General features: G+C 43.4%; 9 protein-coding genes. 4 read left to right on the plus strand and 5 right to left on the minus strand.

Translation table 11 applies throughout. From position 1 onward, the window contains the following. Nucleotides 1-133: 133 nt before the first annotated feature. Nucleotides 134-1,084: a YeiH family protein gene (locus C9I43_RS15760; RefSeq protein WP_076501361.1), complete on the plus strand. Its 951-nt coding sequence runs from the start codon at nucleotides 134-136 to the stop codon at nucleotides 1,082-1,084. 9 nt (nucleotides 1,085-1,093) lie between these two features. Then, nucleotides 1,094-1,276: a hypothetical protein gene (locus tag C9I43_RS18935; RefSeq protein WP_181317922.1), complete on the plus strand. Its 183-nt coding sequence runs from the start codon at nucleotides 1,094-1,096 to the stop codon at nucleotides 1,274-1,276. A gap of 195 nt (nucleotides 1,277-1,471) precedes the next feature. Here C9I43_RS18935 and C9I43_RS15765 read toward each other — a convergent pair whose 3' ends face one another. The 3 genes from C9I43_RS15765 to C9I43_RS15775 all read right to left on the minus strand — a co-directional run bounded on the left by C9I43_RS15765 (nucleotide 1,472) and on the right by C9I43_RS15775 (nucleotide 5,056). Then, on the minus strand, nucleotides 1,472-2,095 hold the full coding sequence (locus C9I43_RS15765) for a paraquat-inducible protein A (protein ID WP_181317923.1): 624 nt from the start codon (nucleotides 2,093-2,095) through the stop codon (nucleotides 1,472-1,474). 129 nt (nucleotides 2,096-2,224) lie between these two features. After that, nucleotides 2,225-3,451 carry a cyclic di-GMP phosphodiesterase gene (locus C9I43_RS15770; protein WP_107885177.1) on the minus strand — a complete coding sequence of 409 codons (1,227 nt, stop codon included), beginning with the start codon at nucleotides 3,449-3,451 and terminating at the stop codon, nucleotides 2,225-2,227. Between the two features lie 255 nt (nucleotides 3,452-3,706). Further along, nucleotides 3,707-5,056 (minus strand): ATP-binding cassette domain-containing protein, encoded by a 1,350-nt coding sequence (locus C9I43_RS15775; RefSeq protein WP_107884411.1) that lies wholly within the window; start codon nucleotides 5,054-5,056, stop codon nucleotides 3,707-3,709. A 492-nt stretch (nucleotides 5,057-5,548) separates the two neighbouring features. Between C9I43_RS15775 and C9I43_RS15780 the strand changes: the two genes are divergently transcribed. Together C9I43_RS15780 and C9I43_RS15785 are read left to right on the plus strand one after the other, a co-directional pair. Next, on the plus strand, nucleotides 5,549-6,907 hold the full coding sequence (locus tag C9I43_RS15780; RefSeq protein WP_107884413.1) for an isochorismate synthase: 1,359 nt from the start codon (nucleotides 5,549-5,551) through the stop codon (nucleotides 6,905-6,907). A gap of 280 nt (nucleotides 6,908-7,187) precedes the next feature. Next, the gene (locus tag C9I43_RS15785; RefSeq protein ID WP_107884415.1) at nucleotides 7,188-7,847 is read left to right on the plus strand and encodes a 7-cyano-7-deazaguanine/7-aminomethyl-7-deazaguanine transporter; all 660 of its coding nucleotides are present in this window, start codon (nucleotides 7,188-7,190) and stop codon (nucleotides 7,845-7,847) included. 846 nt (nucleotides 7,848-8,693) lie between these two features. On the opposite strand, the gene C9I43_RS15790 is transcribed toward C9I43_RS15785, so the two are convergent. Next, complete coding sequence (locus C9I43_RS15790; RefSeq protein WP_107884417.1) at nucleotides 8,694-10,868, minus strand: sensor histidine kinase; 2,175 nt, start codon at nucleotides 10,866-10,868, stop codon at nucleotides 8,694-8,696. A gap of 1 nt (nucleotide 10,869) precedes the next feature. Next, complete coding sequence (locus tag C9I43_RS15795; protein ID WP_107884419.1) at nucleotides 10,870-12,252, minus strand: sigma-54-dependent transcriptional regulator; 1,383 nt, start codon at nucleotides 12,250-12,252, stop codon at nucleotides 10,870-10,872. Nucleotides 12,253-12,510 lie beyond the last annotated feature (258 nt).

A 12,510-nucleotide genomic window follows, 5' to 3' on the forward strand; every position in this document is an offset into this window, starting at 1 on the left:
CACTCACAGCTATAATGTCCCTAGCATCGTTTTCCAATATCAGTCCTTATTGATGGCCATTTTTCATTAGCGGTATTTAATGTAAATAATGGCATTGGAGCGATAATATTTAATCGCTAGTGCATAGGTAGATATGAAACTTTCATCAAAATTACAAGACGTCAGCAAACGTCAGCGCATTATTTTTATCTGTGCGGGTTTATTATGCCTCACACCTTTTATCTCATCTCCTATGGCGTTAGTGCTAGGTTTTACCTTGGCAAGCTTAGGTTGGGTACCGGTGGACTGGAATATCACTGCACTGACAAAAAAACTCCTATCCTATTCAATCATTGGTTTAGGCTTTGGCATTAATGTCACCACCGCCATAGAGGCCAGCACTCACAACTTTGGTTTGATTGTAGGGTCAATTTTTTTCACTCTTGGCCTTGGTTTTGTACTCACCCGCGCCCTCAAGTTTGATCACGTGACAGGCCATTTAATAGCCTCTGGCACTGCTATTTGTGGTGGTAGCGCTATCGCCGCTGTCGCCCCTGCGATTAATGCCAAAAATGATCAAACAGCTACGGCATTAGCTTGTGTGTTTGTGCTCAATTCAGTTGCACTATTTTTATTTCCCGCAGTTGGCCATTTACTCAATATGAGCCAATACGATTTTGGTGTGTGGAGTGCCATTGCAATCCACGACACCTCATCGGTTGTCGGTGCAGCATCAGCCTATGGTGACGAAGCCTTAAAAATCGCCACAACCATAAAACTCGCTCGTGCACTGTGGATTATCCCTATCGCCCTAGTCAGCGCTATGGTATTTGGTGGCGATAAACGCAAAATTAATCTGCCATATTTTATTGGTTTTTATTGCTTAGCGATTGCTATCGCACATTGGTTACCACAATTTAATACCGTTTATGACACCCTGTTTATGCTCTCAAAACGCGCACTCGTAGTGTGTTTATTTTTGATTGGTGCAGGAATTACTGTGCAGAAAATGCGCGCGAGTGGCCCAAAACCTTTACTACTTGGGGTAATGTTATGGGCAGCAATTGGTGTGACGTCTTTAGTATATATTCTTTATTTTCAGTAGTTAATATTTATGATGGCAGAGCTTTACTCTGCCATCGACTTCATTCGCCAAGCCAAACAAAGTACGCCTAAAAAAGCGAATAATTCAATCAATGAGCGTATTAGCCCAAAGGTTTGCGTTGAAGCGATTAAGGCTATCAGGCAAAACACGAGTATCAGCCAGTTTTTCAATTGCATCTTCCTGCAAACATAGGGGATGCTTATTATTGTTTAGAACTTAAAACCTCACAAATATCATTTATTAATAACAAATAGCTATAACAGCTAAGTCAAACCTGCGCTTATTGTGCAGCCTTATCGTGTGATGCCGTTTTGTTAGCGGCACTAACTTGATAATCTTAAGTACAGCCCTGCATCAAGCACATACACAAAACTAGCATTAATATCACTACAAAATTGGCGTTGGGCGAGGCACCAAATAACCACTTAGAATCGATAAAATGCAGTAAGCGGTAAAGAAGTAAAAACCGTTTTCAAATAGCGCCTGGGTTTTCAGCATTTCCCCCATACCGCCTGAGGCGTTTCCCGCCATAAAGGTGATAATCAACGCCACCACAAACACATCTGCCATCGACCACTTAGCAAGCGCGTTGACCAAGACGTTAATCCTAAATTTTAGGCCAATTGAGCTAACACATTGCTGTACTAACATTAAGCTCAATTTTAAGGCGGGAACAACCACACTGAATAACATAACTAAGCCCGCAACGAGTCCATTACCAGAGTGATAAAGCTCGGTTACTGTCCCCCAAATACTGCGAGTTTTCTGCAGTACTTCGACTTCGCCCTTAAGGCTATTGAGCCCAAGCAAACCACTGACCATACCTAGCATGCCGCGAGCACGATCGCGCTCCGAGTCTGCATCAAAGCTTTGGGCAACTTGCGCTATACCTTGTTCAGCAAGCTGAGCCTTATCGATACTGCCGCTAATACTCATAATAGGCTGAGTCACTCCGGGGATTAATAATGCTAAGGATAAAAGAATGATAAATATAGAAAATGATGATTTCATAGTACGGTTCATTACGCAGCCCATTACATTGTTTGAACAGATAAATTCATTTTATAGTTTTTAGCACAGGCGCTGCAATCGTTCACACCAGCCACTCACATCACCGGCGCGAAGAATAGAATATGAAAATCAGTAGAAAGGTGTTGGGTCAATATCAAGTGAACTCGGCGATACGCCACGCTCAACATAAAGTTCAGATTGTAATAGGTCTACCATAGTGACCTCTGTATAACGCTTAAATTTTATAGAGTAAAAACACTTCACTACCGGATGTAATGCATCTCTATCCTTTGAGGTCCAAACAATCCCAATCTGACCATCGGATAACTCCACCAGAGAGCCTACTGGGTAAATACCGACACAACGAATAAAGTCATAGACCAACTCTTGGTCTAAATGGAATGGCGTTAAACTGAGCAGAATTTTAAACGCCGCTGCAGGGCTCATGGCTTCTTTATAACAGCGCGTTGCTGTTAATGCATCAAAGATATCGACGATACAGCTCATGCGACCATGAAGAGGGATTTCATCACCTTTTAAACCCCTTGGGTAACCACGCCCATCGAGTTTTTCATGATGCATCAAACAGATATCTTTACTTAGTTGCGATAATCCTTTCGCTTCGTTCATGATCGCTAACGCATACACTTGATGCAACTTCATATGCTCAAATTCTTCAGGCGTCAGTTTTCCCGGTTTATGCAGCACTTTATTGTCGACTTTAATCTTACCGATATCATGTAAAATCCCGCCGACGGCCATCTCCCGCAACTTATCACGATCAAATTGTAAATACTTGCCAAAGGTTACCAATAAAAAAGCCACATTTACTGAATGTTCAAGTAGATAAGCATCTTTTGAGCGCAGCGCTGACATACATTTAAGCGCATCAGCATCTAACATAACAGACTCTATCATGTTGTCTGCTAAAGCCTCGAATGGTCCAACCTCGATTGCCTTGCCCTCAAAGGTCTCGGATAATACTTTACGAATGAGATCTTTAGCCTCAATCAGCATCACCTTTGCTTGATCTTGTTGCTTTTCACGACTGATGGGTACTTTTTGACTTTCTGTTTCACTCGCAATAGGAGTTACAGGGACTACATGAGGATGGGGATGAGTAATCGTTTCCTTACTTAAACCGCAATGTTCAGCAGAGCGCTGCGCATCAACCCAAACAAACTTAATACCATTTTTTGTTAGCTGAGCAATGGTATCTTTATGCTTAATTTGTCCAGCATTAGTAATGGCAAGCTGGCCCTTATCCGGTTTGTCGATCGCACAGACAAACATACCTAATGTCAATTGCGACACAGGTAATTTGATTAGGTCAACTAATCCTGCTGACTCATTCATATCTACAACCCCAAGGATGATTGCCTGCATAATATATCAATTTTAAAGATACGATACTAAAGCGACCTACACTCGCATATTCTGTTGCAGTTATTATCTTAATTCTGGTTTATTCATAATATAACGTAGATGCGAGGCGCATTCTAAGCTGAATATTAGATAATCACTATAGACTTTGTTGCTAAACGACATACGCCAAACTTTAGTAGATGGAATAAGGCCTGCAATGTTGCTTATGTGAGTAAGACTTTACCCTTACTCAATAACGCCCTCTGCCAATAATCCATTGTGTAGGCTGAGTTGCCGAGACACAGCACTATGTGTAATGCATCTATGACTACTGAGCAAGATAGCGCAACCTTGAGAGCTTAAGTACTGCAGCAAATACCACGCTTTATCATAGTAATGCTTATCCATTCCTGCTAATGGGTCGTCCAATAACAACACCTTAGGCTGTAAGCAAGCTAATGAGGCTAAAGCAATTAAATGCTGTTGCCCGTGGGATAGTTTATAAGGTGGTAATTCAGCTAAATCCGATAAACCCAACTCCTCCAACATTTGCGCAGCCCGTTCTTTAGGGAGCTTAAAACGTGTTAAGCTAAACTGCATTTCGGCTAACACGCTAATCTCAAACAATTGTCGACTCGGTCTTTGGATCAGCAGCCCTAGATCAGCACCGTAAACGCCCAGCTTAGGCCTTCGTCCTAGCACCTTAATCGGCAGTCGCTGCTTTAAGTTGAGCACACCCGCTAAGCCCTTTAATAAGCCGGTTTTACCTGAGCCGTTCTCTCCCACTAAGGTCACTATCTCACCCGCTTTAAGCTTAAACCCCTGCGGACACGTGAATAGCACAGGGCAACCATCAAACCCAAATTCAAAAGATTCCGCGTTGATCAAGACTTTGCCTATATGCTCAAACTTAGCCTGATCTCGCCACGTAGGCGTTTCAATTTGCGCCGCCTCGCTCACCGTATAGATGCCTTCCGATAATTTGCCCGCCCCTAGCTGCCAGTAATGCTGAATAATCCCAGCGAAGGCCAAAGAGTTATGCTCAACCAACACTAGCGCCATGCCCTCTTGGAGAAGATTGCCAAGCACCACCAGCAGTTCACTCACGCCGTGATCATCAAGTTGTGCCCACGGCTCATCAAGCAGCAGTAAATGTGGCTCGCACGCTAACTGAGCAGCAATCATTAAGCGGTATGTTTGACCAACGGAAAGCGTATTGAGCTGCGTATCGAGACGTAAGTACAAGCCGGCACGCCGCAGTGCCAATTGCACTTTAGAGAGTATTTGTTCAGCGGGAATACCGAAGGCTTCTAAAGCGAAGCTGATTTCTGCGCCGACGGTTTTTCGCAATAGCTGTTTCTGCGGGTCTTGTGTGACTAAACCCGTCATTAACTTGGGGAAACGCCAGATCTCGCCTTCATGCGGGCGATTTAACACGCCCGCAAGTAGATTGAGTAAACTCGATTTTCCAGAGCCCGTAGGACCGCTCACACAATGACACTGACCAACGCCAATCGTTAAGTTAATGTCCAGCAATACCGCTGACAACTGACTACCATAGTTAAAGCTAACGCCTTCAAGCGTGATGAGTTTCATGCTCGCCCTGCTGCTATCAGAGGGTCATACAAGCCATCGTTTTCATCTTGTGAGCTCGTCGTAATCATATTTGCAGGTCGCGTATAAAATGTAAGCTGTACTCGCTATTGTGAGTCGCTGCGATTCAGTCTCAATTTAAAAACTATTAAAAACCAACTTAGATCAACTAATTAAACTAAAGAGAAAACGATTCCACAACAAACAGACAGAATGTCCATTAAGGATGATTTTACCGACAAAAAGACCCGCTTAAGTCACGGTTTTTATCGTCATAAAATGAGACCATAGCTAAAGTCACATACTAGAAGCTTACATCTTGACACTCTTGATTGTGGCCTTTAATTTGAGCGAAAGTTTCTTATTTATAAACAACAGCTAATAAAGGTAAATGACTTGAAAAATAGTTCATAAGCCTGAGTCGTGTTTATTGATGCTGGTGACTGATAATGTGACCTTCAGCCCCGCCTTCATTCTTAATTTTGGGAGTTTTATTTGCCTGTTCATGCCCTGTCTGAAGACCTTAAGTCTCTCATCGACAAACTCATCCAATTAAAGCTAACCCCAGTGGCAGAAGGGCTCGTACAGCTATCTGTTAGCACAGTCGCGCTGCCTTTAATTCCATGGCTGGCATCACAGACCCTATTTCCACGTATTTACTGGCATGGGCGCGATAGAATTGAAGAGGTCGCAGCGATAGGGGCGTGTAAGGATATTAAGTTTGAAACGGCAATGAGCGATCAGCAACTGGCCACTGTCTATCAAGAGCAGCGAGCCTTATCTACCAATCAGAATATCCGTTACTACGGTGGTGTCGCTTTTGATCGCACCATAGACTCTTGGCCCGAGTTTGGTAACAGTCGTTTTATCCTGCCACGCATTGAGTTTAGGCGCAGCGGGAACCAATTTAGCCTATTAGTGAATCTTAACTTTGCCGATAATGATCATCATAGCGAAATAGATAACGCCATTGCTGCCATTGAAGCAATTATGCCAGCCAAACCACTTTCGCCACCAAAAAAAATCGGCTTACGGGGCCGCACAGATACACCCAATTTTACACGCTGGAAAACCCTTGTTGAACAGGTTATCGAGCCTAAGTTTAATCAAGACACACCAAAAGTAGTGCTGTCTCGGTTAACTCAGCTTGACGTTAACGAACCCGTTGATCCTTGGATGGTACTCGCCTGCTGGCAAGGACGTAACCCTAATAGCTTCCAATTTGGTTTTCAGTTTAGCCCAGAGCGCACTTTTATCTCTTGCTCACCAGAGCGTTTATTTCGCCGTAATCAACAAGAATTATTTACCGAAGCGCTTGCCGGTACAACGATTCGCGGCTTAAGCCAAGAAGAGGATATCGCACTGGCAAACGCCTTATTAGAGGACAATAAAAATAGCGTTGAAAACCAACTTGTTCGCAGCCACATAGTCAATATGCTTACGCCATTGAGTCGTTATGTTGGCGCCGATGAACTCGCCACTATTTTTAAACTCAACCATATTCAGCACTTACACCGTGCAATTCATGCCGAGCTAAAAATAGGTGTCAATGATTTTCAACTGTTACAAGCCCTGCATCCAACGCCTGCCGTAGGTGGGTTGCCCAGACACTCGGCAATGAGTTTTATTCGCCAGCAAGAAGGCTATATGCGTGGTTGGTACGCCGGTGCCTGTGGCTATTTCAATCAGTACGAAAGTGAGTTTTCGGTCGCAATCCGTAGCGCACTTATCGAACCCGGTCGAATTAATTTATTTGCAGGCGCGGGGATTATTGCAGGTTCTGATCCACAAGCAGAATGGCAAGAATTAGAGAATAAACTCGCAACCATTATGTCGATTCTTTTCGAGCTGTAGAGCTATAGAATTGCCAAACTATCAGCAGTTAGCACTCACCTCCTGAAACGGTCACTAACTATTAGTCGCGTTACCAACGCTCGCCTTAAAGATATCCAAACAGTCAAAGGCATTACCGTCGATAAGCACTTTTAAACAGCGGGCTTGCATCTTAAGACTCGCCCACTATAATGACGACCCCGATTTCAGTGCGCTGTTATCGATGATTTCGTCGTGAACATAATAAAATAAATATTAGCGGGTTCCCTCACCCCGCCCTACACAACTAAAAAGGCCACCTATGTTAATGTTAACTACAGCACAGCTTCGCCGTGCTTTATTCCTATTAGTAGGATTCCATATACTGATTATTTGCGTCAGCAACTACTTGGTACAATTGCCATTTCAACTATTTGGTTACCACACTACTTGGGGCGCATTCAGCTTTCCATTCGTGTATTTAGCCACAGATCTCACAGTGCGTATTTTTGGCCAACAAGCCGCGCGTAACATCATACTTAAAGCCATGATCCCCGCGTTGCTGATTTCTTACGTGATAGGCGTCATGTTCCATCAGGGTAGTTTTCAAGGGGCTGATTCATTGGCACAGTGGAATACCTTTGTATTTCGTATCGCCTTTGCCAGTTTCGCTGCCTATTTAATCGGTCAGCTGATGGATATTACGGTTTTTGCCCGTATTAGAAAAAATCGCTCTTGGTGGGTTGCGCCCGCTGCATCAACTTTAGTGGGCAATCTTGTCGATACCTTAGTCTTCTTTAGTATCGCCTTTTATGCCTCTTCTGATGACTTCATGGCAGCAAACTGGCCCGAGATTGCTACGGTAGATTACGGTTTTAAACTGATCGTGAGTTTAGGGCTGTTTCTACCAGCCTATGGCGTTTTGCTAAAAGTCTTACAAGATAGGATTTTGCGAACCGAACCACAGGGATCTGTTTCCTGAGCCGCTCAAACTCATTATATCGATTATAATTTAATCGCGTTATCGCCAGCCCGACTCAGTTAACACAACGGTTTTGTTAACAAAAGAGTTGGGCTGATTGTTATGAAAAAATGCCAAGATTTGTAAAGATGTATACTTTTTTAAATAAATAGCTTGCAAACACAAATGAGAATGATTATTGTTAACTCGCGTTCCAAAACTCATCTTTAATCATGATGACTGGTAATCAAAGTGATTAAAGTGCTTCTGAGTTTGCAAGCACGACATTGCTCACACACTCTTTGTGGCCGGACTCATCATCCGGCTTTTTTTTGTCTATTTTTCCTCATTACACCTCCTCGAATAACTAACCTAAACTCGGGATAGTGGCTGTGGTAACTGATTAATCTTATTAGCTTACTTCGCAAAATTAACTCTACAGAGGTCGTTTTTCCGTTATCAAGGCAAGTTTGCGTACCTAATAGTGGGCTATTAGTAGCAAAGTTAACGCAGATAAAGGGAAAAATAACCTATAGAGACGCAGAGCTTATCCCGAGTTCAAGTTAACTAGCTTCATAGTGGTATTACTTTTGAATAAATAGCTTGCAAACACAAATGAGAATGATTATTATTAATTGCGTTCCAAAACTCATCTTTAACCATGATGACTGGTAATCAAAGTGGTTAAAACGCTCCTGAGTTTGCAAGCACGACATTGCTAACACACTCTTTGTGGCCGGACTCATCATCCGGCTTTTTTTTGCCTATTGTTGCGCATTACAACCACTCGCTTCATAGTGATATCACAATACCCACGACAACCAATAATGTACCAATACCCAAACACGGTATCTTGTCAGGCATACTTTATTCACCCGACATCTCGTTATAATTGCCAGCAAAGTGTAATCCCTCATAGGGGTTGTTCTGTCGCTCCTCTTTAGCTTCGCGATATAGACCCATAGTAAACAAACTCCCTTTTCCTAAGATTGAACTCACTTCTATGGTGCCGCCAATCCGCTTGATAATACCGTAGCTGAGTGAAAGCCCTAAACCAGTGCCGTCTTTACGTGTGGTATAAAAAGGGTCAAAAATGCGCCCTAGCTGCTCTGGGGATATACCAGTGCCTTCATCTTCTACTTCAATTTTGACGCCAATCAACACACCCTGTTGTAGCCAGTCATAGGTTCGTATCCAAATTCGACCTTTACCGTCCATCGCATGGGCAGCGTTTACTACCAGATTGATCAACACTTGTAATAACTGTGGTTTGTTAACTTGCACTGGGCAAGTTGCGTTTAGCTCAGTAATTAACACCACTTCTTGTTTTTGAATCGAATGCCGCACTAACACCAGCATTTCTTCTATGATAGCGGTCATATTGTGCATTTCTAGCGGCGCATTAAATTCACCAGGACGACTGTACTGTAATAAGCTGCGAATTATGGTCGTGATCCGCCCGACTTGTTGAATAACGAGATCAATTTCTTCTTTTACCACATCGGCATTATCGCCCAGCTCATAGCGTAGTAGTTCCATATTACCGAGAATAACCGCCGTGGGATTATTGATTTCATGGGCGATACCTGCAGTCAACTCACCGAGTGCGGTGAGCTTTTCATTGGTGACGAGCTGTTGGCGTGTTTCATTGAGTAATGCGACGTTACTTTGTAACTCTAAAGTTTTGTCATGTAATCTACGGGTACGCTCGGCAACTTTTACCTCTAGTTGTTCTGCAGCCGCTTGAATTTGAGCATTTCGACTCTGTAATAGGTCGAGCATACTGTCGAATTGTTCCGCCAAATTCGACAACTCGCTATCCCTATCTAAGTCTAAAGCGCCAATACGAATATTTCGCCCCGATTGAACCGCCTGCACCACTTGGTGAATACGTTCAATTGGCAACAATAAACTATAGGCCCCGCGATAAACTAATAATCCAGACACCAAGAGCACTAACATTAAAATAGTGCCCAATTCGATAATGTTTAATAGGTAATTATGGATAAAGGGTGCTTCAGAAAAACCGGTATAAATCATGCCAACACGTTGACCGCGAACATCCTCTAAGGGTGCGTAGGCAGAAATAAACCAATCATTAAAAACAAAGGCGCGGTTTATCCACTGCTCACCATTAATTAATACTTTTTCCTTCACCTCCTCCGACACTATGCTACCCAGTGCTCGCCCCGGCATTTCATCATGGGAAGAAAGTTGTAACGGTACGTTAGTCGAAACGCGAATATCATCTAAAAAGATAGTCACTGTACCAATAGAGCGTTCAGGCAGAGTCCCTTTGTCGTACACCAAATCACGAATGTGATCGACAATCCACGTATTGCGGTTAAACAAGATCCCACCATCGAGATACCAAGCCACTTTACCTTCCATATCAGGCACAGGTAGTAGACTACGGCTCAATAAACCACGCCCTTCAACAGTTTGAGTCGTACTCTGTGCCCGCAGGGTTGTCACTATTGGAATGCGCGCAGTCACTGCTAACTCTGGGTCAATACGCGCTAACCGCTCATGCGGCAACACCATTAAGCCAGAATATGGCAGTAAGCCGTTTAATTTAGGCAATATTTGCCGTAAATCCGGATCGTCAGCGGCATCTGCAACACTGATCAAACGTAAATAATCGAGATGAAATTGTTTTTTTTGCTGCAGGAGAAACGCATCGAGACTAGCTCGATGATTAATAGAAGTTTCTTTTAAATTGGATTGTTTGTTGCTAAATTTTTCGGCGGTTAATATCGGCCTAAAATCATTCTGAAAAGCCCAAGAGGTTATCACTCGTTCGAGTTGATTCTCTTGGCGCACCTGTACCTGCTGCAGGGTATTTTCAGCAACAGACAAGTCAGCTTTAACCATCATAAACAGCTGCTTACCTGTATAACTAATATTCCAGTAAATAGTGATAAACACTAAACTCACCAGTGTCAGTAAAATCGGTAATAATGTCAGAATCAATATGCGATAACGCACCTTGGCCTGCATTTGTTGCCAACTCACACCAAAAAAATGAGTGAAGAATGACACCCTACAACTCCTGCTCACTGCTAAAGTCAAACCACTCTTTATATTTACGATCTAAGGTCTTACGCGATACACCTAAATCCCTTGCTGCGGCGGACTTATTACCAGAGTGCAAGTCCACCACACTGGTGACATGGTGTTTTTCGACTTCTTTTAATGTCCAATCCTGCGGATAACCCGATGTAGATAAAACGTCACTTTTTAGCTGTTGCTTCCAGTATTCTGCTGGCGGTTTACCCAGTAAAATACAGCGTTCAATCATATTACGCAGTTCACGGATATTACCTGGCCATTCATGTTGTTGTAGTTTCACCATGTCTTCATGGCTCCACACTACTTCCCTGACGCCCAGCTCAGTGGCCAGTTGGCGGGTGAAATGATGGGTTAATTCCACCACATCTTCAGGTCTATCACGTAATGGTGGAATTAAAATATCGAGTACATTGAGTCGATAATATAAATCTCGACGGAAATTTCCCGCCTCGACTTCATCAATCAGAGTACGGTTAGTGGCCGCGATTACGCGTACATCAATATTAACTTCTTTTTCACTGCCCACAGGACGAATCGATTTTTGCTCTAACACTCTGAGCAAAGCAGTTTGCATTTTCAGTGGCATCTCACCGATTTCATCAAGAAAAATCGTCCCACCCGAGGCAAAGCTAAATAAGCCTTCACGATTGCCTTTTGCCCCCGTAAATGCCCCCGCAATATGACCAAATAGCTCACTTTCCAATAGTTCAGAGGCGATAGAACCACAGTTAACCGGGACAAAAGACCCTTGACGTCCACTGAGTAAATGCAATTGCCGCGCAACTAACTCTTTACCCGTACCAGATTCACCCTGAATAAGTACTACGGCATTGGTCGGTGCGACACGTTCAATAATATATTTCACCGACTTCATCGCTTCGCTGCCACCAATAATGGTCGACGAATAACCAATTGACACCTCACGGCGCAGCATTAAATTCTCGCGTTTAAGCAAGCGGCGTTCAATACAGCGATCGACTGCCGCCATCATCTGCTCAAGGTGGAAAGGTTTCATGATAAAGTCAGAAGCACCCGCGCGCAGTGCAGTAATGGCCACTTCCATATCGGCGTAACCCGTCATGAAAATAATATCAGAGCGACGGCCTTGCTCGTCGAGCGCTTCATGCCACTCAATACCTGAGCGACCAGGCAAGCGAATATCAACAATAAGCAAATCAAAATGGCAACGACTACGTAGTTGCTCCGCATCTTCGATGCTGCCAGCGGTTTCAACTAAGGCGAATTTTTTCGACAAAGCTTTATTTAAAAAGCTGCGCATGCCGGGTTCATCATCAACAATCAGTACCGATACTGCCGATGGAAGGGGCTTGAGGTTATTATCTGTCTGGTTCATATTGTCTGCTTCTGGACATTTTGACTCATTTACAGCCAATTCTATCATTGAAAATAGATAAACAGGCCACGATGAACCACAAGAAGTGTGCTCTGGGACAATTTGTCTGTGGAGTATTTGCTGGGCTTGGGATCAAGCTCACAAATTAGCTTAAGCTGTGAAGAAAATAGTCGCATTATCAGCTTGGCATCTAACTTGCTTTCAATCGAACGTATTACAATTTATAAGATGTTCCACTCGATAGGTATTTGAGTTGGA

This window comes from Shewanella morhuae (assembly GCF_003028295.1).
In the GTDB taxonomy this organism is placed as follows: Bacteria; Pseudomonadota; Gammaproteobacteria; order Enterobacterales; family Shewanellaceae; genus Shewanella; species Shewanella morhuae.

Coding starts and splice junctions, on each gene's coding strand:
- C9I43_RS15760 (WP_076501361.1), top strand. CDS start 134: ATGAAACTTTCATCAAAATTACAAGACGTCAGCAAACGTCAGCGCATT.
- C9I43_RS18935 (WP_181317922.1), top strand. CDS start 1,094: ATGATGGCAGAGCTTTACTCTGCCATCGACTTCATTCGCCAAGCCAAA.
- C9I43_RS15765 (WP_181317923.1), bottom strand. CDS start 2,095: ATGAAATCATCATTTTCTATATTTATCATTCTTTTATCCTTAGCATTA.
- C9I43_RS15770 (WP_107885177.1), bottom strand. CDS start 3,451: ATGAATGAGTCAGCAGGATTAGTTGACCTAATCAAATTACCTGTGTCG.
- C9I43_RS15775 (WP_107884411.1), bottom strand. CDS start 5,056: ATGAAACTCATCACGCTTGAAGGCGTTAGCTTTAACTATGGTAGTCAG.
- C9I43_RS15785 (WP_107884415.1), top strand. CDS start 7,188: ATGTTAATGTTAACTACAGCACAGCTTCGCCGTGCTTTATTCCTATTA.
- C9I43_RS15795 (WP_107884419.1), bottom strand. CDS start 12,252: ATGAACCAGACAGATAATAACCTCAAGCCCCTTCCATCGGCAGTATCG.